The sequence below is a fragment of the Streptomyces sp. NPDC001933 genome (genome assembly GCF_042890955.1).
In the GTDB taxonomy this organism is placed as follows: domain Bacteria; phylum Actinomycetota; class Actinomycetes; order Streptomycetales; family Streptomycetaceae; genus Streptomyces.
Window position 1 is genome coordinate 316,451 of sequence record NZ_JBIASS010000006.1, and the last position, 21,345, is coordinate 337,795.

A 21,345-nucleotide genomic window follows, 5' to 3' on the forward strand; every position below is an offset into this window, starting at 1 on the left:
GGTCTGCGCTTACGAACGGCGCTGCGCGGCAATAGGTATCGGTATGTCGAGCCGCAGCCAGGAGGCTGGAGCATGAGCATCTGGTGGTCCCTCCATCTGCGGCGCGAGGCTGCGAGCGTTCCGCTCGCCCGCCGCTTCCTGCTGGGCACCATGGAGACCGCGGGCGTGGACCCCGACATCTCCTTCGACCTGTCGCTCGCACTCAGCGAGGCCTGCGCGAACGCCGTCGAGCACGGCGGTGACCACGGCGTCCATGAGGACCCGGAGGGCCGGGGCGACCAGTTCGGCAGCCGGGATCCGTGGGACGTGTGGGACGAGCTGCCCGGCGCTGCCTCGGCGCAGTACCGGGTCACCGCCTATCTGGACGGCGAGAAGTGCCGTATCGAGGTCGCCGATTCGGGGCCCGGCTTCCCCGCCCGGAGCCCCCTTCGTACGACGGCGCAGAACTACGAACCCCGGCAGTACCCGCCGCTCAGTGCCGAGGACGGCCGGGGGCTGTGTCTGATCGAGCAGCTCGCCGACCACGTGCACTTCGGCAACCGCCCCGGCCGCGGCGCCGTCGTCAGCTTCGACAAGGTCCTGAAATGGCGGAAGGACGCCCTGCTCATGGTGTCCTGAGCAGAGCGTCCTTCGCCGGGTTCTGCGGCCTTCCGGCCAGGAAGGCCGGGCCGGATGTTCCGGATCAGCCCTTGAGCCGGGCCATCCACTCCTCGACCTCGTCGGACCGGCGCGGCAGCTTGTCGGAGAGGTTCCGGTTGCCGTCCTCGGTGACGAGGATGTCGTCCTCGATCCGGACTCCGATGCCCCGGTACTCCTCCGGCACGGTCAGGTCGTCGGTCTGGAAGTACAGACCGGGCTCGACCGTGAGGCAGACGCCCGGCTCCAGCGTTCCGTCGACGTACGCCTCGGTGCGCGCGGCGGCGCAGTCGTGGACGTCCATGCCGAGCATGTGACCGGTGCCGTGCAGCGTCCAGCGGCGCTGGAGCCCCAGCTCCAGGACCTTGTCCACGGTCAGGTCGCCCAGCAGGCCCCACTCGACGAGCTTCTCGGTGAGCACCCGCTGTGCGGCGTCGTGGAAGTCGCGGTAGGCGGCGCCGGGCTTGACGGCGGCGATGCCCGCCTCCTGCGCCTCGTACACGGCGTCGTAGATCTTCCGCTGCACCGGCGTGAACGTGCCGTTGATCGGAAGGGTGCGGGTCACGTCGGCGGTGTAGAGGTCGTTGGTCTCCACGCCGGCGTCGAGCAGCAGCAGCTCGCCGGAGCGCACCGGTCCGTCGTTGCGCACCCAGTGCAGGGTGGTGGCGTGCGGGCCGGCCGCGCAGATCGAGCCGTAGCCGATGTCGTTGCCCTCGATGCGGGCACGCAGGAAGAAGGTGCCCTCGATGTAGCGCTCGCTCGTCGCCTCGGCCTTGTCGAGGACCTTGACGACGTCCTCGAAGCCGCGCGCGGTGGCGTCGCAGGCCTTCTCCAGTTCGGCGATCTCGAAGGCGTCCTTGACCAGCCGGGCCTCGGACAGGAAGACGCGCAGCTCCTCGTCCCGCTCCGCGGTGACCTTGTCGGTAAGCGCGGCCTCGATGCCGGCGTCGTGGCCGCGGACGTTGCGGACCGGGCCGGTGGCCTCGGTCAGTGCGGCGGGGAGCTTGCGCACGTCCTTCGCCGGGATGCCCAGCAGCTGCTCGGCCTCGGCGAGGGAGTGGCGGCGGCCGACCCACAGCTCGCCCTGGCCGTCGAGCCAGAACTCGCCGTTCTCGCGGTCGGAGCGCGGCAGCAGGTGGATGGTCGCCTCGTGACCGTCCTCGGTCGGCTCCAGCACGAGGACGCCGTCCTGGGTCTGGTCGCCGGTGAGGTACGCGTACTCGGTGGAGGCACGGAAGGCGTACTCGGTGTCATTGGAGCGGGTCTTCAGGTTGCCCGCGGGAATGACCAGCCGCTCACCGGGGAAGCGCGCGGAGAGCGCGGCGCGGCGGGCGGCCGTGTGCACGGCCTGGGCGATCGGTTCGAGGCCGTGCAGTTCGGTATCGGCCCAACCGGACTTCATGTTCGCGGCGAGTTCATCGGAGACGCCCGGGTACAGGCCGTTCTTCCGCTGCTTGACCGTCTCTTCTTCCTCGGTCTCCGGGTTCTCCGGGGTGAGCTCCTCAGCCACGATTTGTCTCTCCTTGATACGACACTGGACCCCGTCCATCGTACGGGCGTACGGAAGGGGGCACAGGGCCGGAAGACCTGTTACACGGCCGGACCGGGCAGGCGGACGGGGCGGGGAACCCCGTGAGACCTGGTGTCGCTCAGTCGAAACGCGCGGCCAGTACGACCATGTCCTCGGCGCTGTCACCGGGATCGGGAGCGTGGCCGCTCCGGTCGAGCCCGTCCGGCAGCACGGTGCGCAGCACATGGTCGGCGACGGCTCCGGCGTCGTGGCGCATCGCCTTCGGTACGGACGCGGCCGCCGAGTGGAGCCGCGCGAACGCCCGGTCCGTCGAGACGCCGGTGCGGCGCAGCAGCCCGTCGGTGTAGAGCAGTACGGTCTCGCCGGGCGCCGGGACGATCTCCACGCTGGGCGCCTCCCAGCAGGCGAGCATGCCCAGCGGCGCCGAGACCGAGGTCTCGATGAATTCGGTGCGCCGGTCGCCGATCAGGAGCGGCGGGGCGTGGCCCGCGCCGGCCAGCAGGATCTTGCGCTCGGCCGGTTCGCAGTACGCGAACAGCGCGGTCGCCGTACGGGCCGGTTCGGTGAGCCGCAGCAGCAGTTCCAGGTCCGAGAGCACGGCGACCGGATCCTCGCCCTCCATCACCGCGTACGCCCGCAGACCCGCCCGCAGCCGTCCCATGGCGGCCAGGGCGCTCGGCCCGGAGCCGTTCACCGAGCCCACCGCGAGACCGAGCGTGTCCTCCGGCAGCGCCAGCGCGTCGTACCAGTCGCCGCCGCCCTGCGCCGCCCTGCGGTGGCGGGCGGCCAGCTGTACGCCGGGGACCCGGGGCAGCCGGCTGGACAGCAGCTCCTCCATGACGGTCGAGACATCGGCCCTGGCCCGCTCCAGCTCCAGCAGCCTGGCCAGGTGCTCACCGGCGTGTCCGGCGTAGAGGCCGACGAGATGGCGCTGGCGCTCCAGCGGTTCGGCGGGTTCGTCGTACAGCCAGACGGCGGCACCGAGCCTGCCGGTCGCCTCGGCGGTGATCGGTACGGCGTAGCTGGCGGCGTATCCGAGCCGGGCGGCGACTTCGCGGCGGCGGGGGTCCAGGCCGGGGTCGCCGAGCAGATCGGGGGTGGTCAGCGCTCCTTCGGTCTCCGGGAGGCCTTCCAGGATCCGGCCGTAGGAGGTGGCGGTGCGCGGAACCGTCTCGATCTGCCCGAGCTCGGCATGGGCGAGCCCGAGGCCGATGGTGGACACGGGGCCGCGGCGGTCGGACGGTTCGAAGACGACCAGGCCGCGGCGGGCGCCGACCAGGGCTGCCCCGGCGTCCAGGAGTTCGTGGAGCGCATCGTCGAGCGTGCTGGTTCTGGCCAGCCGCTCGGTGAGTTCGTGCAACGTGGTCAGGTCGGAGATCCAGCCGGCGAGCCGGTCCTGGATGAAGGCCCCGGGGGCGGAGGGCACTTCGGACAGAGACCCGGCAGTGTGCGCTGAAACCGGAACTGTGGGATCGATTCCAGCCACTTTCGGGAGGTGTGGGGCGCTCATGGCTGCCGACTTTCCGACCAGTGCGTTTCGTCGAATAGCATCGCAAACCCCCATGTCATTCTGCGTCGCTATCAGGGCATCCGCATGTACACGTGCACCACATGTACACGCACAAGTGAGGCGATGTCCAGCATTGTCACCACGGGATTTATGGTGTCAGATTGGCCGTCAAGTTGGCCAAAAATCGCACCCGTGGGTAACTATTTACGGTCGACTGGGTGTGCTCGAACAGGGGGTGTTCTCGGGGTGAAGTCCCGGAGGAGCGTCATTTCGGGCATGCTGGGTACGTAATCGATGAAGGCCAGGGGCAGTTCTGATCGCCCCGGAACCCGGCAGCGGGCCCGGACGTCCTCTCCAGTGACGGCCACGCACCCACCCCCGAGTGGCGGGGTTTGCACCCTGGTACGGCAGGCGCGACATGCGCGCTGCCCCTCGCCGCGCTCGTCCGGACCCGTCGGTCCGGACCCGTCTCGCACCTGCTCGACTCGGCACGGCCCATGCTCGGTACCGAAGACCCACCCGTACCGCAGATTCGAAGAGCATGTACGCACAGTGAAGTGATGCACACGTACGGCAACTCGCACGTGGTGCGATGTGGACCCTCGGCGTTCAACGGAAAGGAACGAGCGCTCATGCGCGAGATCCTCGGAAGGCGACGCAGGCTCCGGCTCCGGCGCAGGGGAGGGCCCGCCCAGCTCGACGCGGCCCTGACCTGTGCCACCGCATGGCAGTGGCCCGTGCTTCCCGGAGTGGGACTGCAGGCGGCCGGTGCCCGCGGAGACCGTGGCCGCGGCTGTGCCTGTCCCGACCCCGAGTGCGCCGTGCCCGGCGCACACCCCTTCGATCCCGGTCTCCTCGCGGCGACCACCGACGAGCGCATGGTGCGCTGGTGGTGGACCAACCGGCCCACCGCCCCGATCCTCCTGGCCACCGGCGGGCGCGCCCCGTGCGCGCTGAGCCTGCCGGCCGTGGCCGCCGCCCGCGCGCTGGTGGAGCTGGACGGGATGCATGTGCGGCTCGGCCCCGTGGTCGCGACGCCGACGCGGTGGTCGTTGCTGGTCGCCCCGTACAGCCTCGAACGGCTCGGTGAGCTGCTGCACGCCCAGGACTGGGTGCCCAGTTCGCTGCGTTTCCATGGCGAGGGCGGCTATCTCGTCCTCCCGCCGTCCGAGGTGGGGGCGGGGCAGGTGCGCTGGGAGCGGGCCCCGGCGCCGGACGCGCCGTGGCTGCCGGATGTGGGGGCGGTGCTGGACGCGCTGGTCGAGGCGAGCAGCGGCGCACCGGACGGCGGCAGCCGGCTCGCGTACTGACGGATACCGGCGGAGTGCCGGGGTGAATCGCGTCGGCCCGGTATTCCGTCGGAATATCCGGCGGACCGTCAGATACTCATGTGAAGCCGACTAATGAGGCTCGTCAATATCCGGTGATCGGTTTCCGCATGTCGCATACGGCTCGGTTCCGATCTCGGTTCATGCCGCGCAAATGCAAAGTCCGCTGCTTCCGCCGCTGCAAAGTGCGGCGGCGGAAGGCTTTCTGATGACCTTTCCGGAACGCGGCGGACGGGTTACTCGAATGTTTATTCGAGTAACGAAGATCGTCCAGCCCCTGGCATCCGGAACCCGGCATCCGGAACCCGGCATCAGGGACCCGGCATCCGGCGCCCGGCCAGGTATCTGTCCGAGATTGATCGGTCCGTACGCGGTTCGGGGCGCCGCGGGCAAGGTGAGAGCCAGGGGCGGAACAGAGGAGTGCTGGGGGCGCGATCCGTGGTGTCCGATGAGCCGGGGCGTATCGACGAGAGGTTTGCGCGCGGGCTCGTGCGCCGTGTCGCGCGCTGTGCGCCGCATCCGGAAATGAGGATGCCCGATCGCTGGCGACGGGGGATGCACCAGCGACCGGGCTTCTAGAACGGTAACAAGAGATCTGCCGTTCGCAAATTCGATCTCGCGTATTCGGACAGGGATTTACCTGCGAGTACGGCGAGTTGTGACGCGAGTCACCCGACGGGCCCGGTGGGCCCGGGGTTCGTCACTGTCAGCTGAGCGTCACCTGGCGGTTGGTGAGACCGCCGCGGGCCCGCCTCTCCTCCGCGGTGAGCGGCGCGTCCGAGGCGAGCGCCTCGGCCAGTCGCTCCGCGAACTCCGCCGCGGGCTTCTCGCACTCCTCGGCACCCATCGCGCTCGGCAGGTCCCAGACCGGGACCATCAGCCCGTGCGCCCGGAAGGAGCCGACCAGCCTGGTGCCCTCGCCCAGCGAGGAGGTGCCGGCGGCGTGCAGCCGGGCGAGCGCGTCGAGCAGCCGCTCCTCGGCGTGCGGCATGACCCAGCGAAGGTGGTTCTTCTCCGGGGTCTCGCACCAGTAGGCGGCGTCCACACCGGCGAGCCGGGTCGTCGGGATCGCCGCCTCGTTCGCGCGCTCCAGGGAGGCGGACACCTCGGGCGTGGCGTTCTCCGCGTCCGGCACCCAGAATTCGAAGCCGGAGTGGATGGCGGGCTCGAACGCCGCATCCGGGTCGAGCACGTCCTGCAGCCGGGGACCGTCGGCCGGCACGCGCTGCGCCGCCACGGGCGAACCGGGCTCGGCGGCCAGCGCCCGCAGCAGGGTGTCCGCGAGGTCACGGCTGAGGTCGCCGGACGGGGTGTCGTTCTGCAGGGCGAGCAGCACCGAACCGTCGTCGCGGCGGAGCGCCGGCCAGGCCATCGGCAGCACGGTCGCGAGCGTCACCGCGGGCACGCCCTCGGGCAGCCCGTCCTTCGGCGTCAGCGCCACCGTGGCGGCCGGCACCAGTTCGCGCAGGGCGACCCAGTCGCACTCCCCGGCCAGACCCTCGAAGGGACGGTGGACGAGCTCGGTCACGGCCTGGGCGGCGGCGCGGCCGTGACACGCCTTGTAGCGGCGGCCCGAACCGCACGGGCAGGGTTCGCGAGCCCCGACCACCGGGATCTCGCCGTCCTTGAGTTGCTGCTTCCCGGCCTTGGTCTGAGGGCGCTTCTTGGCCATGGTGGGCTTTCTCCCGATTGCGACAGTGCGGTCTGGCCCGCGAGCCTAGCCGTCCCCGTCGCGTCAGGGACACACGTGCCACGCGCCCACGCGTGCGCCGGTAACCGGCATCCGTGCCGGAACGTCAGCTCACGTCGTCGAAGGCGTCCGCGAAACCCAGCGCGTCGAGCCCCGGAACGCCCGCCCCCGGCATGCCGGGCCCCGCAGCGCCGTGCCCCGAAACGCCGGTCCCCGGCATGCCCGGCCCGGTCGCACCCGGCACCCCGGACTGCTGTCCGTGTCCCTCGTTGACCAGGACCCAGACGGTCACTTCACCGGACGAGCTGTCGCGTACACCCCACTCGTCGGCCAGCGCGCTGATGATGTTGAGCCCGCGGCCGCCTCGCGCCGTCACCGAAGGGGTGGCCGGAACCGGACGGGTGGGACCGCCGCCGTCCGTCACTTCGACGGTCAGCCCACCCGTTCTGTCGACGCGCCACGCGGCGCGGACGTCGCCGTCACCCACATCCGTGTGCCGACCCAGTGGCCTGCCGTGCCGGCAGGCATTGCTGAGCAGTTCGGAAAGAATCAGTACTGCATCGTCGACGACCGAATCCGACACCCCGTGACTGCGCAACTGCTCGCGCATCCGGTGCCGCGCCTGGCCCACGCCCGCAGGGCCATGGGGTACGGCCATGCTCGACGACGTGGGCACTTCCTGTGCCACCACCAACGCCACCCCCGAGACCTCCTTTGCCCCACGCCACGGAGTGGATGCCCCCCTGGGCTGGACCGGAAACCGGCCAATGGACTGCCAGTGACGCACTCGTAACGATCGAATACGGTTCGAATGCGCCGGTGCACTCCGTGTAACTGGTGTTAAGAGCGTCCCAGTTGTGACAGAACCTGTTTCGGGCGGTTCGTGATGATTGCCTCGATGCCGAGACCGACGCAGAGTTCGACGTCCGCCGGCTCGTTCACCGTCCAGACGTGCACGCGGTGCCCCGCGCGGTGCAGCCGGTCGATGTATCCGGGGTGGTTGCGTACGATCCGCATCCCCGGACCGGCGATACGGGCCCCGGCCGGCAGCCGCCCGTCGCGCAGCCGCGGCGAGACGAACTGCATCAGGTACACGGTGGGCAGCGTGGGGGCCGCGGCCTGGATGCGGTACAGCGAGCGCGCCGAGAAACTCATGATGCGCACCGGGGACGGGCCGTCGGCCGGGGGCGCGTCGAGTTCGAAGTGCTTCAGCAGCTGCAGCAGCCGCTCCTCGACCTGGCCCGCCCAGCGGGTGGGGTGCTTGGTCTCGATGGCCAGCTGGAGCGGACGGCCGGCGGCCCGGGTCTCGACGACGAGTTCGAGCAGCCGTTCCAGGGTGAGTACGGAGGTGAGCTCCCCGGGCACCGGATCCCAGTCCGGGGACTCCGACTCCTCGCGGTCCTTCCAGGAGCCGAAGTCGAGGGCGGCGAGTTCGGCGAGCTCCAGGGCGGAGACGGCACCGCGCCCGTTGGACGTGCGGTTCACCCGGCGGTCGTGCACACACACGAGGTGGCCGTCGGCGGTGAGCCGTACGTCGCACTCCAGGGCGTCGGCGCCGTCCTCGATCGCCTTCCGGTACGCGGCCAGGGTGTGCTCGGGGGCGTCGTCGGACGCGCCCCGGTGCGCGATGACCTGGATGGAGTGGTGCGTGGATTGCTGCCGTGCGTGGGTCACGGCGTCATCGTGTCACCGTCGGGCGACCGCTGGGCGCACGTTGCACGGCGCAAGCGCGCACCTCCGGGGCGCACCCTGCGGTGCGTCTTGCACCGGGGGACCGTTTTGACCGATGTAAAGATTGGTGTGCGGATGCACAGGTCCTGCTTACAGTGGCCTGACGTGCCTTGGGAAAAGCTGTTACCGGACACGTACACAGCGGATCTCTTGCCGAAATTGATGTGGAACCCGAGGAGTAAAAAGCTGTGAGCACAGAGAACGAGGGCAACGAGGGCACTGCGGGCGAGGCCGTTCCGTCCGTTCCGTCCGTACCTCCAGTGCCGGCCGATGCTCCTCAGGAGTCGCCCGGGAGCCGGCCCGAGTCCACCCCTGCCCAGGCGGCCGAGCCGCCCACCGCACCTCCCCACGCGCCCCAGCCCCAGCCCCACGCCACCCCTTACCCGCCGCAGGCGCAGTCGGCCGCCGAAGCCGACTGGCCGCCCCCGGCCCCGCCCGCCGTGCCCGCGTACGCCTCCCACGGTGCGGGCGGCGGCGGTCCGGTCTGGGGGGCGCAGCCCCAGCCGTACGCCCCCGAAGGCCCGCGCAAGCGCGGCATGGGCGGCCTGGTGGCGGCGGTGGCAGCCGCGGCGCTGATCGCCGGCGGCATCGGCGGCGCCTTCGGCTACTGGGCGGCCGACCGCAACGGCTCCGGCTCGACCACGGTCTCGGCCTCCGCCAATCCGCAGGACCTCAAGCGCGATCCCGCCACGGTCGCGGGCGTGGCGGCCAAGGCGCTGCCCAGCGTGGTCACCATCGACGCGCAGGGCGGCGACGGCGAGGGCGGTACGGGCACCGGCTTCGTGTACGACAAGGAGGGCCACATCCTCACGAACAACCACGTGGTGGCCTCCGCGGCGGACAGCGGCCAGCTCACGGTGACGTTCTCCAACGGCAAGAAGTACGGTGCCGAGGTGATCGGCCGGGCGCAGGGCTACGACGTCGCCGTGCTGAAACTGAAGAACCCGCCGTCCGGGCTCACCCCGCTCTCCCTCGGCAATTCGGACCAGGTCGCGGTCGGCGATTCCACGATCGCGATCGGCGCCCCGTTCGGCCTGTCCAACACGGTCACCACGGGCATCATCAGCGCCAAGAACCGCCCGGTCGCCTCCGGTGACGGCTCCGGCGGCAGCAACTCGTACATGAGCGCCCTGCAGACCGACGCCTCGATCAACCCGGGCAACTCCGGTGGCCCGTTGCTCGACGCCCGCGGCGCGGTCATCGGCATCAACTCGGCGATCCAGTCGACCGGCAGCAGCGTCGGCCAGACCCAGGCGGGCTCCATCGGCCTCGGCTTCGCGATCCCGATCAACCAGGCGACCAACGTCGCCCAGCAGCTGATCAAGACCGGCAAGCCGGTCTACCCGGTGATCGGCGCCACGGTCACCATGAACGAGAAGAGCGGCGGCGCGGTCATCTCCGACCAGGGGGCGGGCGGCACGGAGGCCGTGTCCAAGGACGGCCCCGCGGACCGGGCGGGCCTCAAGGCGGGCGATGTCATCACGAAGTTCAACGACACCGCGATCGACAGCGGCCCGACCCTGATCGGCGAGATCTGGACCCACAAGCCCGGCGACCACGTGACGCTGACCTACGAGCGCGACGGCCGGACGGCGACGACCGAGGTCACCCTCGGGGAGCGCAGCGGCGACAGCTGACCCGGCCGATCGGCCACAGCGCCCGACGCCAGGAGGGCCCCGCATCCGCGGGGCCCTCCCGCGCATCCGGACGACGGCCGACTACCGGTACGCTGTAGGCGCTCCGCCACAGGCCGGCGGAGCAGGGGTGGGTTGCCCGAGCGGCCTAAGGGAACGGTCTTGAAAACCGTCGTGGCAGCGATGTCACCGTGGGTTCAAATCCCACACCCACCGCAGCAGTTCGGCGAACACGCCGATGAGAAGGGGCGTCCCGGGAACGGGGCGCCCCTTCGTCGTGGACCACGGTCCGTCCGGTGGTGTCAGTGGCCGCTGTCAGCGTCCGGCCGTTCTGGCGGAGCTGTGTGGGGAGGGGACGGCGGACAGGTGCTTCGGGGTGGGACTACTCCGTGCCGTATCAGGAAGATCTCGTCGGGGCGTTCCAGGGGTTGCGACGGAAGGTCTTCGAGGAGCGGGAGTACTACTGGGGTCCGGGCGCCGACTGGTGGCCCGAGCAGGAGCGGCTGCCGTGGCCCGAGACCGAGGAGGAGCTGTGGGAGCACGAGCTCGTGCAGCACGACGGGACGCACTCGATCCTCGACATCTTCCGGATCACCGGGCCCGACGAGGAGCCGGACCACGGCACGGTCAAGCAGGTGACCGAGGAGGAGGCGCTGCGGGTCCTGGGCGCGCGGAAGCTCACCCGGGCGCACTTGTCGAGGTTCGAGGAGTTCGACACTGGCGTTGGTACGGGCAGTGCGCCGTGCTCCATGACGACGTGGGGGAGCCGCGGGAGATCTACCTCTGGGGCTACTCCGGCGACTGAGCCGACCCGGGCTTCCGCGGGCTGACCGCCTGCGGGGGCCGGAGTGCCGGGGCAGGGGCGAATTGAGCACGGCTACTCACGCCGGTGTCATGGTCTCGCCAGGAGCATGGGCAGCACCACATCTTCTGGGGGAATCGATGAGTGCTCGCACCCTGCTGCGTCTGACCTTCGCCAATGCTGCTTCCGCTGTCTATCTGGGGCTCGTCGGTGCGACCGTCGTGTTGGAAGTGGCTGCCGTGCTGTTCGAGGATCCCGGAATCGTCGGGATATGGACGTTCCTTCTCACCGCCCCCACTTCCTTGCTGGCGGCAGGGGCGGTCGAGGCGGTCTGGGGTACGGAGGCGCCCGTCGGGTACCTGGTCGGCGGGGTCGTCATCAGCGCTCTGGTCCAGTCGTTCGCCCTGGGGGCGCTTCTGGCGGTTCTGCGCGGCCGTCGCCAGGGGCTCCCCCGTCCGAGCCGCGGCTGAACTGTTCCGTTCCTTGCTCGGCAGGCCACTGCTGGAGCACGCGCGGCGGGGATAGCCTCCAGCCATGGCGAGCTTCGAGATCACACCGATTGGTACGGTCCGGAACGACCGGACGGATGTCCAGCACACGGACAACTGGGGTGCAGTCCGCAGCACGATCACCGTCGACGAGCGCTTCGGCGAGGCGGCACTCCAGGGCCTGGAGGGGTTCTCCCACGTGGAGGTCCTCTTCGTCTTCGACCAGCTCCCGGAGCGCGACGACTACCGCGAACCACGCCCCTACCGCGGCCGGTCGGACCTTCCGCCCGTCGGAGTGTTCGCCGGCCGCGGACCCCGCAGGCCGAACCGCATCGGGGTGACGTGCTGCGCCGTCGAATCCGTCGACGGCCGCGAACTGACGGTGGTGGGCCTCGACGCCGTCTCGGGTACCCCGGTCATCGACCTGAAGCCGGCGATGGTGGAGTTCAGCCCCGTGGACGTCAAACAGCCGGAGTGGGTCAGCGGCCTGATGTCGGAGTACTTCCAGCCGTAGGTTGGACCGTCGGGACGGGTGGGGCAAGTGATGTTTGTCCGCAGAGAGTTCGCTGATCAGGGGCGTAGCCGCGGTGGCCGGGGCTGGTGGTGGGGCGGCACGGTTGGATACCAGCCATTTACGTCTGTGGCACGGCTGAGGGTGAAGATTTTTGTCGCATGATGTGCCACCACACAGCGCTGCGTACTACTAGATTGTCATCGCACCACGAGGCCGATCATGGTCTGCCTTCCATCGTTCATCAGCTGTCATTCGGCAGTCGGTCACCACGAAGAACCCTGGTGAACACCATGTCCAGGCAGGCTTTCGGTTCGCACCACCGCGCACGGCCGGGCTGACAGTGCTGGACGGTCGCGACGTTCGCAGTAGATCCTGACCTGATCCGGTTGTCCGGGGAGCCCCACGTTCCCGGCCGAGAGTATGAGGCGCGTTCTGTGAAGGTTCGTACGAGGCGGTCGGCCACTCTGATCTCAGGGGGAGTGGCGGTGGTGCTGGTACTGGCGGGTTGCGGCTCGGAGGACCAGATCTGGCCGTTCGAGAGCAAGGACACGATGGTCGTCGGCATGTCCGACGACATCCTGGCGACCGATCCTGCCGCGGGGTACGACCCCGGGTCCTGGCTGCTGTTCAACAACGTCTTCCAGTCGCTGCTGAGTTTCCCGCCCGGGAGCTCCATACCGGTGCCCGAGGCCGCCGACGAGTGCGCCTTCTCGGACGGCAGCAGGACCTACACCTGCACCCTGCGCGACGATCTGAAGTTCAGCAACGGCCACAGCCTCACCTCGGCGGACGTCAAGTACTCCTTCGACCGGGCGATCAAGATCAACGACCCGGCGGGACCGGCGCCGCTGCTCTCCGGCATCTCGTCGATCAGGACCCCGGACGACAAGACCGTCGTATTCCGCCTCAAGGTGCCCGACGCCACGTTCCCGAGCAAGATCGCATCGGGTGCCGGCTCCATCGTGGACCGCCGGGTCTATCCCGAGGACAAGCTGCTCGAAGGCGGCGAGACGGTCGGTTCCGGTCCTTACAAGCTGGACTCCATAGACAAGACGAAGGCCGAATTCTCGGTCTATTCCGGCTATCACGGAACCGCCGAGGTGAAGAACTCCGGCGTGACGATGAAGCTATTCCAGGGCGACCAGAACGCGCTCAAGACCGCGCTGGAGGAGGACGAGGTCGACATCGCGTACCGCGGTCTCACCGCCAAGACGGTTGCCGCCCTGGACACTTCGCCCAGCGCGGAGAAGGACAGCATCGACGTCGTCCAGGGAAGCAGCGCGGAAGTCCAGCACATGGTTTTCAACGTTTCCGACCCTGTGGTCGGCAAGCTCGCCGTACGCAAGGCCATCGCCTATCTCGTCGACCGATACGCCCTGGTCAGCCAGGTCTACCAGTCCACGGCGACGCCGCTCTACTCGATCGTCCCGGTCGGTATCACCGGGCACGGCAACTCCTTCTTCAACACCTACGGCGACAGCCCGCAGCCGCAGAAGGCGAAGGACGTGCTGAGGGAATCCGGGATCACCGAGAAGGTGAAACTCACCCTCTGGTCGACGCCGAGCCGTTACGGACCGGCCACCGACGACGAACTCCGGACCATCGCAGATCAGTTGAACAAGAGCGGACTGTTCGAGGCCGGGATGAAGTCCGTTCCGGTCGACCAGTACGAAAAGGGCATCGCCGAGGGCAAGTTCGGCGTCTACGTCAAGGGCTGGGTTCCTGACTATCCCGACCCCGACAACTTCACCCAGCCGTTCTTCGGTGACGGAAACGTCCTGTCGAACAATTACGAGAACAGCGAGATCACCAAGAAGATCATCCCGGAGACCTCGTCCATGACCGACCGCTCGAACACCCGGTCGGCGTTCATCAAGCTCCAGGACATCGTGGCGCGTCAGCTGCCGCTCCTGCCGCTCTGGCAGGGAAAGCAGTACGCGGTCGCCAACGAGAACGTCCGGGGTCTGCAGAACTGTCTGGACACGTCCACCGTCTTCCGGTTCTGGGAACTCAGCATGGCGCCCTGACGCTCTGCCACGGGACAGCCCTCAGAGGTCGTCTCACGTGGCAAGTTTCGCGAGCTTCTTGTAGCAGGTCAGGGCGGCGGCCATGACCAGGCCTGGGCTCTGCCGGTCGTTGCGGTCCACGTACGGGATCTTGAGACCGCGAGCAGCCCATGGAAGGTTCATGCCGCATGATCGATGAATTCGCGAAGGACAACCTGCACGGGAGACTGCGGCGGGACCGCAAGGCGCTGCTCTGGAAACTCGACGGCTTGTCCGAATACGACGCCCGCCGGCCTTTGACAGCGACCGGGACCAACCTCCTCGGCCTGGTCAAGCACGTGGCCACCGTCGAGGCCAGGTACTTCGGCGAGGTCTTCGACCGCCCTTCCCCGGAACCGCTGCCCCGGTGGCAGGACTACAACGGCAGCGATCTGTGGGCGACCGAGGACGAGACCCGCGATCAGATCATCGGGTTCTACCGGCGCACGTGCGAACACTCTGACGCGACGATCAACGAGCTTCCCCTCGACGCCCCCGGCCACGTGCCGTGGTGGCCGGAGCCTTGTCCCAACACGAACCTGTTCGCCGTCTTGGTCCATGTCCTCGGCGAGACCAACCGGCATGCCGGGCACGCCGACATCCTGCGCGAGGGCCTCGACGGCCGGACCGGGGTGCGCCCCGAACACGAGATGCAGATCGACGAGGAAGCCCGTGCGGCCTACTGCGCGAAGATCGAGCAGGCCGCCAGGACGGCCGCACCAATCAAGGCTTAGTCGTCCGTCGCTCCGGGTGCGGCCGTGGTGAGGCGGGCCGCCGATTCGATGGTGGCGCGGGCCTCGCGTTCGGTGAGGCCGGTGCGGACGGCGGCGTGGGTGAGGGCGTCCGCCAGGGCGTCGCCGTAGCCGTGTTCGTAGGCGCGGCAGGCCGCCCAGAAGAGCCGTGTGTTGCGCTGGCCCTCGCGTGCCGCGAGGACGAAGCGGACCAGTCCCCGGCCCCGGTCCGAGGACTTTGTGCCGGTCCGGCGGCGCGCCGGGGGCATGAGCAGGCGCAGCAGTGCGCGGGGGCAGGGGGCCGGAGGCAGGCCGGCGGTGCCCGGGGCCAGTCGGTAGCGGCCGTGCGGAGTGACCGAGCCGGGGCCCACCAGGTAGCCGCCGGTGCCCCGGATGTCGATGCCGGGGGCCAGACGGCTCGCGGAGTTCGGTACGGGGATGCCGGGCGGGCCGGTCAGCCAGAGGTGCCGCCCGCCGCTCGGGGTGAGGACCGTGACGGTCGGCGGGATCGTGAACAGGTGGTGCAGGGCCAGCCGCCGGAGCGATACGGCGGAGTCCTCGCCGCCCGGGGTGTCGACGTCCAGGTCGATGCCGATGAGGTGGTGCGGGGGCCGGCCGCAGGCGATGCCGTAGCCGGTGGCCCAGGGGGCGGCGGCGAAGAGGGCCCGTACGGCGGCCGGGTCCGTGGTGGCGTCGTGGACACCGTGCCCGGGGAGGCCGCAGGCGCCCCGGCAGGTGGACCGGCGGTCGTCGTTCCGGTGCGGAGAGGGCAGCGCGGGAAGCTTGCGGGCGGTCAGCGGGATGACGGGGAGCCCGCGCTCGGCGGCGGAGAGCGCGTGGGCGAGGGCCAGGGTGGCGGTCTGCCGGTCGGTGATGGCCATGGCTCTATTTTCGTTCAGGTGTTCGAAAAAGGGAAGGGAGTGTGGCGCCGACGGGCCGGCCGCCGGAACGCTTCTCCCCTTGGGGGGTACGGACCGGGCCGCCCTGCCGTTTCCCGGTGATTCCCCGGCGGGGCGCGGGCAGGGGTGACCTGGGGCTTTTGGGGCGCGCAAAGGTTTATCGGAGCTTCCTCACGCCTGCGGGGGAATCGGCTCGTGCAGGCGGTTCGCCGGGGATCCGGTGGGCAACTCTGGTCTCGCGACGTCGTGACCAAGACCGGGGCGGTCGGCCAACTGCCTCGGAACAAGCCGTATTTCCGGTTCCTGGAGGATTTGAAATGGCAAGCATCCGTACCGCTCGTGCCCTCGCCGCTGTTGCCGCCCTGCCTCTCGCCGCCGCGCTCTTCAGCGGTGTGGCCCAGGCCGACAGCGGCTCGTTCGCGAACGACGGATCCAACGCGGCCGTTGCGACGGTCGTCGGCAGCGGTGTCGGCGGCAACAACTCCGGCAACTCGTCCACGTCCCAGCAGCAGGCCGTCGGCTCCGGAGCGTCGAACTCGAGCAACTCCGCGCAGGTGAACGGCTCGGGGTTCACCGTGGTCGACCAGGACAACGACAACGTCGCGGTGAACTTCACCAACCTCTGGTGAGCCGTGGCCGGTCGGGGGGTCGGGCCAGGGTCGGCCGCACATGCAACACGGTCTGCGCGAGGGTGCTCAGGCGCCCTCGCGCGGGCCGTTTCGCGTTTCCGGAGGAAGTGCATCACCGGGGCGGGCGTATCTCCGAGGGGTGTCGCCGACCTTGACAGCGGACCTGGATCTGACGGACAGTCAGAAACCCTGATCCGTACGCCCCGTGTCCGGGAGGCAGCCCGCCGTGCACCTCGCCCAGACGGAACGCCAGCAACAGCTGCGCGCCGAACTCCGCACGTACTTCCGCGAGGTGATGCCCGGGAGGGACGCGGGTACGGCCCCGGGGGCCGAGGACCCGGCCGAACAGCGGCGGGTGCTGCGCAGGATCGGCGCCGACGGGATGCTCGGACTCGGCTGGCCCGTCGAGTACGGCGGCCAGGGGCGCGGCGCCGACGAGCAGTTCGTCTTCTTCGACGAGGCGTACCGGGCCGGGGCACCCGTCTCGATGGTCACCCTCAACACCGTCGGCCCGACGCTGATGAAGTACGGGACCGATGAGCAGAAGGCGTACTTCCTGCCCAGGATCCTCAGCGGCGACCTCGTCTTCGCCATCGGCTACAGCGAGCCCGAGGCCGGTACCGACCTCGCCTCGATGCGCACCAGGGCGGTGCGGGACCGCGGGGACGCCACCGGCCCCGACGGCGGCCACTGGGTGATCGACGGGCAGAAGATCTTCACCAGCAACGCCCAGAACGCGGACTGGATCTGGCTCGCCTGCCGTACGGATCCCGACGCGCCCAAGCATCAGGGCATCTCGATCATCCTCGTGCCGACCGACTCCCCCGGGTTCTCCTGGACGCCGATCGAGACCGTGGGCGGGCTCACCACGACGGCCACCTACTACGACGGGATACGGGTGCCGGCCACCAACCTGGTGGGCCCGGAGAACGGCGGCTGGGGGCTGATCACCAATCAGCTGAACCATGAACGGGTGGCCCTCGCCGCGATCGGGATGCAGGCCGAGGACTTCTACGAGGCGGCCCTCGCGCACGCCCGCACCCCCGACCCCGTGACGGGCGGGCGTCCGGCCGACGAGCCGTGGGTGCGCGCCCGGCTGGCCGAGGCGTATGCCCGGCTGGCGGCGACGCGGCTGCTCAACTGGCGCCTGGTGGGGGACGTCGGGGCGGGTTCACCGGCCCCGGGCGAGGCGAGCGGCGTGAAGTTCGCGGGGACCGAGAGCGCCGTCGAGGTGTACCGGATGTGCCAGGAGATCACCGGAGAGACGGGCATGGTGCGGGGCGGTTCGCCCGGCGCCTTCGGGGACGGGGAACTGGAGCGGATGAACCGGGCGGCGCAGATCAACACCTTCGGGGGCGGGGTGAGCGAGGTGCAGCGGGAGATCGTCGCGACGATGCGTCTCGGCATGAAGCGGGGCAGGCGGTGACGGCCGGGACGGGAGCGCCCAAGGGGCCGGACGAGGGGCCGGACGAGCTCCACGGGCGGCTCAAGGAGTTCGAGGGGCGGGCGGCCGCGACCGCGGGCACCGGCAAGGACCCGGTCAACGAGGCGATGATCAGGCACTGGTGCGAGGCGATGGGGGACACGAACCCGGCGTACGCGGGACCGGACGCGGTCGCTCCGCCGACGATGCTCCAGGCGTGGACGATGGGCGGCCTGTCGGGGCACACCGACCGCTCCGCGGCGTACGAGGAACTCTTCGGGCTGCTCGACGGCGCGGGATACACCTCGGTGGTCGCCACCGACTGCGAGCAGGAGTATCTGCGGCCGCTGCGGCCCGGGGACCGGATCACCTTCGACGCGGTCATCGAATCGGTCTCCGAGCGCAAGACCACCAAGCTCGGGACGGGGTACTTCGTCACCACGCGCATGGACGTCGGGGCGGACGGCGAACCCGCCGGGACGCACCGCTTCCGGATCCTCAAGTACACCCCGGCGAAGGCGAAACGGGCGACGCGCGGCGACGCGAGGAGCCGGCGCCCGAGGCCGGTGATCAACCGGGACAACGCCGGGTTCTGGCAGGGCGTCGCCGAGCACCGGCTGCTGATCCAGCGGTGCGGCGAGTGCGCCACGCTGCGCTTCCCCTGGCTGCCCGGCTGCAACGCGTGCGGCTGCCAGGAGTGGGACACGGTCGAGGCGAGCGGCGAGGGCACCGTCTTCAGCCATGTGGTGATGCACCACCCGCCCTTCCCCGCGTTCGCCGCCGACGGGGCGGGCGGACCGTACGCGGTGGCACTGATCGAGCTGGTCGAGGGGGTACGGATGGTCAGCAATGTCGTCGGCGTGCCGTACGACAAGGTGCGGCCGGGAATGCCCGTGCGGCTGGAATTCCTGCGTACGGACCCCGAGTTGGAGCTTCCGGTCTTCCGGGGAGGCGAGGGCTGAGATGGATTTCGCACCCACCGAGGAGCAGTCGGCGGCACAGGGGCTCGCGGCGCGGATCTTCGGCGATCTGTCGACGCCCGAGCGGCTGGCCGTGGCCGGCCCGGCGACCGATGCCGAGCTGTGGAAGGAGCTCTGCGCGGCCGGGCTGACCGCGGCCGTCGAGGAGACCGGGCTGCTCGGCCTGGTGCTCCTGCTGGAGGAGCAGGGGCGCACGACGGCGCAGGTGCCGTTCGCGGCGAGCTGTGTGTACGGGCTGCTGTCCGTCGCCAGGCACGGCACGGACGAACAGCGGGAGCGGCTGCTGCCCGCGCTGAGGGACGGTACGGCCGTCGCCACCGGGGCCTTCCCGGCGCGCGGCGGGATACGGGCGGACGGTACCGGCACCGACGACGCGGGACGGCTGAGCGGCAGCGTGCCGTACGTGCCGTGGCTGCGGGACGCCGACCTCGTCCTCGTACCGGACCGGGAGCACCGGCTGTGGATCGTCCGGACGGGTGATCCCGGTGTGCTGACCGAGCCGGTGGAGACCACGGCGCCGTGGTCGGCGGCGCGGCTCGTCCTGGACGGGGCACGCGGGGAGCGGCTCGGCGGCGCCGGGGCGTACGAGGCGGTGCTGGCGGCGGCCCGGACGGCGTTCGCGGGACTGCAGGCCGGGGTGTGCGCCGGTTCGCTGGCCCGCGCCGTCGCGCACGTCAACACCCGGGAACAGTTCGGGCGCCCCCTCTCCACCAAGCAGGGGGTGCTGCTGCGCGCCGCCGACGCCCATATGGACACCGAGGCGATCCGGGTCACCGCGTACGAGGCGGCCTGGCGGTACGACACGGGTCTGCCGTACGGACCGCAGGCGCTGACCGCCGCCTGGTGGGCATCGGAGGCCGGAAAGCGGGTGGTGCACGCCGGGCAGCACCTGCACGGAGGCACCGGCGCGGACCTCGACCACCCCGTGCACCGCCACTTCCTCTGGGGCCGGCAGCTCGACGCCTACCTGGGATGCGGCGGCGAAGTGCTTCAGGAACTCGGCGATTCGCTGGTGAAGGAGGGCACGGAGTGAAGGTGAAGGCCGGTGACGAACTGGCGCCGCTGGAGATCGAGGTGACCCGCACCCTGATCGTGGCGGGCGCGATCGCCTCCCGCGACTACCAGGACGTGCACCATGACGCGGAGCTCGCCCGGGAGAAGGGCTCCCCGGACATCTTCATGAACATCCTGACGACCAACGGCCTGGTCGGCAGGTACGTCACCGACCGCCTCGGCCCGTCGGCCGTGCTCCGCAAGGTCGCGATCCGGCTGGGCGCGCCCAACTACCCCGGGGACACCATGGTCCTGAGCGGCACGGTCACCTCCGTCGCGGACGACGGGACGGCCGAGGTGAAGATCATCGGCTCCAACGGCCTGGGCAGACACGTCACTGGCACGGTGACCGTCGGCGTACCGCGGGGGGCGGCATGAGCGTGCGCGGGGCCGATTCGCTCGGCGGCAGGGCTGCGGTCGTGGGGATCGGCGCGACCGAGTTCTCCAAGGACTCCGGGCGCAGCGAGCTGAAGCTGGCCGTCGAGGCGGTGCGGGCCGCCCTCGACGACGCCGGGCTGACCCCCGACGACGTGGACGGGCTGGTCACCTTCACCATGGACACCAGCCCCGAGATCACCGTCGCCCAGGCGGCCGGGATCGGTGAGCTGTCGTTCTTCTCCCGCATCCACTACGGCGGCGGGGCGGCCTGCGCCACCGTCCAGCAGGCGGCGATGGCGGTGGCGACCGGGGTGGCCGACGTGGTGGTCTGCTACCGCGCGTTCAACGAGCGCTCGGGGCGCAGATTCGGCTCCGGCGTGCAGCAGCGGGAGCCCACCGCGGAAGGCGCGGCGCTCGGCTGGAACCTGCCCTTCGGGCTGCTCACCCCGGCCTCCTGGGTCGCCATGGCCGCCCAGCGCTATCTGCACGCCTACGGGCTGACGCCGGACGTCTTCGGCCATGTCGCGGTGACCGACCGCCGTCATGCCGCCCGGAACCCTGCGGCGTACTTCTACGGGAAGCCGATCACCCTGGCCGACCACGCGGCGTCGCGGTGGATCGTCGAGCCGCTGCGGCTGCTCGACTGCTGCCAGGAGACCGACGGCGGGCAGGCGATCGTCGTCACCAGCGCCGAGCGGGCCCGGGACCTGCGGCGGCCGCCCGCCGTGATCGTGGCCGCGGCGCAGGGCGCCGGGCGGGCGCAGGAGCAGATGACGAGCTTCTACCGCGACGGTCTGACCGGCCTGCCGGAGATGGGAGTGGTCGCCCGGCAGCTCTGGCGCAGCTCCGGTCTCTCCCCCTCCGACATCGACGTGGGCATCCTCTACGACCACTTCACCCCCTTCGTCCTGATGCAGCTGGAGGAGTTCGGCTTCTGTGCGCCGGGCGAGGCGGCCGGCTTCGTCGAGGCGGACGCGCTGCCCCTGAACACGCACGGGGGCCAGCTGGGGGAGGCGTATCTGCACGGCATGAACGGCATCGCGGAGGCGGTCCGGCAGATCCGCGGCTCGTCGGTGAACCAGGTCCCCGGGGCGGCCAGGACCCTGGTCACGGCAGGCACCGGCGTACCCACCTCGGGGCTGATCCTCGGCACGGACGACTGAGCCCGTCCGGCCCGGGGCGGGCGCCCGCGGCCGTGCGGCCGTCAGGGGCCGCCTCAGGGGCGCGCCCCTGATCCCTGGGGACGACGACTCCACCTACAGGAGGTGGAGGAGGCCCTACCCCTACACCCTGAGGCGGACGTGCTTTCGGGACCTGGGGCCGATCCCCCGGTGCGGTGCCCG

The 21,345-nt window shown here is 70.3% G+C and carries 21 protein-coding genes and 1 tRNA gene; 15 read left to right on the forward strand and 7 right to left on the reverse strand.

Annotated elements, in window-relative coordinates; all coding sequences use genetic code 11:
* Positions 1-72: 72 nt before the first annotated feature.
* Positions 73-618 carry an ATP-binding protein gene (locus tag ACFYY7_RS17855; protein WP_388662458.1) on the forward strand — a complete coding sequence of 182 codons (546 nt, stop codon included), beginning with the start codon at positions 73-75 and terminating at the stop codon, positions 616-618.
* Between the two features lie 64 nt (positions 619-682).
* On the opposite strand, the gene ACFYY7_RS17860 is transcribed toward ACFYY7_RS17855, so the two are convergent.
* Together ACFYY7_RS17860 and ACFYY7_RS17865 are read right to left on the reverse strand one after the other, a co-directional pair.
* Positions 683-2,146 carry an aminopeptidase P family protein gene (locus ACFYY7_RS17860; protein WP_328512409.1) on the reverse strand — a complete coding sequence of 488 codons (1,464 nt, stop codon included), beginning with the start codon at positions 2,144-2,146 and terminating at the stop codon, positions 683-685.
* A 139-nt stretch (positions 2,147-2,285) separates the two neighbouring features.
* A complete protein-coding gene (locus ACFYY7_RS17865) occupies positions 2,286-3,677 on the reverse strand; it encodes a PP2C family protein-serine/threonine phosphatase (protein WP_388662461.1) in 1,392 nt (463 codons plus the stop codon).
* Positions 3,678-4,309: 632 nt separating this feature from the next.
* Here ACFYY7_RS17865 and ACFYY7_RS17870 point away from each other — a divergent pair.
* Positions 4,310-4,987, forward strand: a complete 678-nt coding sequence (locus tag ACFYY7_RS17870) for a bifunctional DNA primase/polymerase (protein WP_388662463.1) — start codon at positions 4,310-4,312, stop codon at positions 4,985-4,987.
* A gap of 724 nt (positions 4,988-5,711) precedes the next feature.
* Here the strand turns inward: ACFYY7_RS17870 and ACFYY7_RS17875 are convergent.
* The 3 genes from ACFYY7_RS17875 to ACFYY7_RS17885 form a co-directional block, all read right to left on the reverse strand.
* Positions 5,712-6,677 (reverse strand): DUF5926 family protein, encoded by a 966-nt coding sequence (locus ACFYY7_RS17875; protein WP_388662465.1) that lies wholly within the window; start codon positions 6,675-6,677, stop codon positions 5,712-5,714.
* Between the two features lie 124 nt (positions 6,678-6,801).
* Complete coding sequence (locus ACFYY7_RS17880; RefSeq protein WP_388662466.1) at positions 6,802-7,482, reverse strand: ATP-binding protein; 681 nt, start codon at positions 7,480-7,482, stop codon at positions 6,802-6,804.
* A 53-nt stretch (positions 7,483-7,535) separates the two neighbouring features.
* Positions 7,536-8,369: a glycerophosphodiester phosphodiesterase gene (locus ACFYY7_RS17885; RefSeq protein WP_388662468.1), complete on the reverse strand. Its 834-nt coding sequence runs from the start codon at positions 8,367-8,369 to the stop codon at positions 7,536-7,538.
* A 245-nt stretch (positions 8,370-8,614) separates the two neighbouring features.
* Here ACFYY7_RS17885 and ACFYY7_RS17890 point away from each other — a divergent pair, with 245 nt between their 5' ends.
* The 6 genes from ACFYY7_RS17890 (at position 8,615) to ACFYY7_RS17915 (ending at position 13,891) form a co-directional block, all read left to right on the forward strand.
* Positions 8,615-10,063 (forward strand): S1C family serine protease, encoded by a 1,449-nt coding sequence (locus tag ACFYY7_RS17890; RefSeq protein WP_388662469.1) that lies wholly within the window; start codon positions 8,615-8,617, stop codon positions 10,061-10,063.
* A 126-nt stretch (positions 10,064-10,189) separates the two neighbouring features.
* Positions 10,190-10,276: transfer RNA gene (locus ACFYY7_RS17895), tRNA-Ser, on the forward strand.
* 173 nt (positions 10,277-10,449) lie between these two features.
* A complete protein-coding gene (locus ACFYY7_RS17900; RefSeq protein WP_388662471.1) occupies positions 10,450-10,890 on the forward strand; it encodes a hypothetical protein in 441 nt (146 codons plus the stop codon).
* Between the two features lie 112 nt (positions 10,891-11,002).
* Entirely contained in the window at positions 11,003-11,332 is a 330-nt protein-coding gene (locus tag ACFYY7_RS17905; RefSeq protein ID WP_388662472.1) for an SCO4225 family membrane protein, read from the forward strand.
* Positions 11,333-11,396: 64 nt separating this feature from the next.
* Positions 11,397-11,864 (forward strand): SAM-dependent methyltransferase, encoded by a 468-nt coding sequence (locus tag ACFYY7_RS17910; RefSeq protein ID WP_388662474.1) that lies wholly within the window; start codon positions 11,397-11,399, stop codon positions 11,862-11,864.
* A 434-nt stretch (positions 11,865-12,298) separates the two neighbouring features.
* Positions 12,299-13,891: an ABC transporter substrate-binding protein gene (locus tag ACFYY7_RS17915; RefSeq protein ID WP_388662476.1), complete on the forward strand. Its 1,593-nt coding sequence runs from the start codon at positions 12,299-12,301 to the stop codon at positions 13,889-13,891.
* A 33-nt stretch (positions 13,892-13,924) separates the two neighbouring features.
* Here the strand turns inward: ACFYY7_RS17915 and ACFYY7_RS17920 are convergent, their stop codons facing one another.
* Positions 13,925-14,053, reverse strand: a complete 129-nt coding sequence (locus ACFYY7_RS17920) for a hypothetical protein (RefSeq protein WP_388662478.1) — start codon at positions 14,051-14,053, stop codon at positions 13,925-13,927.
* A gap of 5 nt (positions 14,054-14,058) precedes the next feature.
* Here ACFYY7_RS17920 and ACFYY7_RS17925 point away from each other — a divergent pair, with 5 nt between their 5' ends.
* A complete protein-coding gene (locus tag ACFYY7_RS17925) occupies positions 14,059-14,643 on the forward strand; it encodes a DinB family protein (protein WP_388662480.1) in 585 nt (194 codons plus the stop codon).
* Here the strand turns inward: ACFYY7_RS17925 and ACFYY7_RS17930 are convergent.
* Positions 14,640-15,521 carry a bifunctional DNA primase/polymerase gene (locus ACFYY7_RS17930; protein ID WP_388662482.1) on the reverse strand — a complete coding sequence of 294 codons (882 nt, stop codon included), beginning with the start codon at positions 15,519-15,521 and terminating at the stop codon, positions 14,640-14,642. The two genes, ACFYY7_RS17925 and ACFYY7_RS17930, sit on opposite strands and share 4 nt — an antisense overlap.
* Before the next feature lie 335 nt (positions 15,522-15,856).
* Here ACFYY7_RS17930 and ACFYY7_RS17935 point away from each other — a divergent pair, with 335 nt between their 5' ends.
* The 6 genes from ACFYY7_RS17935 (at position 15,857) to ACFYY7_RS17960 (ending at position 21,165) form a co-directional block, all read left to right on the forward strand.
* Entirely contained in the window at positions 15,857-16,168 is a 312-nt protein-coding gene (locus ACFYY7_RS17935; protein ID WP_351260222.1) for a hypothetical protein, read from the forward strand.
* A gap of 226 nt (positions 16,169-16,394) precedes the next feature.
* A complete protein-coding gene (locus ACFYY7_RS17940) occupies positions 16,395-17,594 on the forward strand; it encodes an acyl-CoA dehydrogenase family protein (RefSeq protein WP_388662484.1) in 1,200 nt (399 codons plus the stop codon).
* The gene (locus ACFYY7_RS17945; RefSeq protein WP_388662486.1) at positions 17,591-18,553 is read left to right on the forward strand and encodes a bifunctional MaoC family dehydratase N-terminal/OB-fold nucleic acid binding domain-containing protein; all 963 of its coding nucleotides are present in this window, start codon (positions 17,591-17,593) and stop codon (positions 18,551-18,553) included. Before ACFYY7_RS17940 ends, ACFYY7_RS17945 begins: the two co-directional genes overlap by 4 nt.
* A gap of 1 nt (position 18,554) precedes the next feature.
* A complete protein-coding gene (locus ACFYY7_RS17950; RefSeq protein ID WP_388662488.1) occupies positions 18,555-19,604 on the forward strand; it encodes an acyl-CoA dehydrogenase family protein in 1,050 nt (349 codons plus the stop codon).
* Positions 19,605-19,606: 2 nt separating this feature from the next.
* Positions 19,607-20,002 (forward strand): MaoC family dehydratase, encoded by a 396-nt coding sequence (locus ACFYY7_RS17955; RefSeq protein ID WP_376417827.1) that lies wholly within the window; start codon positions 19,607-19,609, stop codon positions 20,000-20,002.
* Positions 19,999-21,165 (forward strand): lipid-transfer protein, encoded by a 1,167-nt coding sequence (locus tag ACFYY7_RS17960; RefSeq protein ID WP_388662489.1) that lies wholly within the window; start codon positions 19,999-20,001, stop codon positions 21,163-21,165. The genes ACFYY7_RS17955 and ACFYY7_RS17960 overlap by 4 nt, the downstream gene beginning before the upstream one ends.
* Positions 21,166-21,345: the final 180 nt, after the last annotated feature.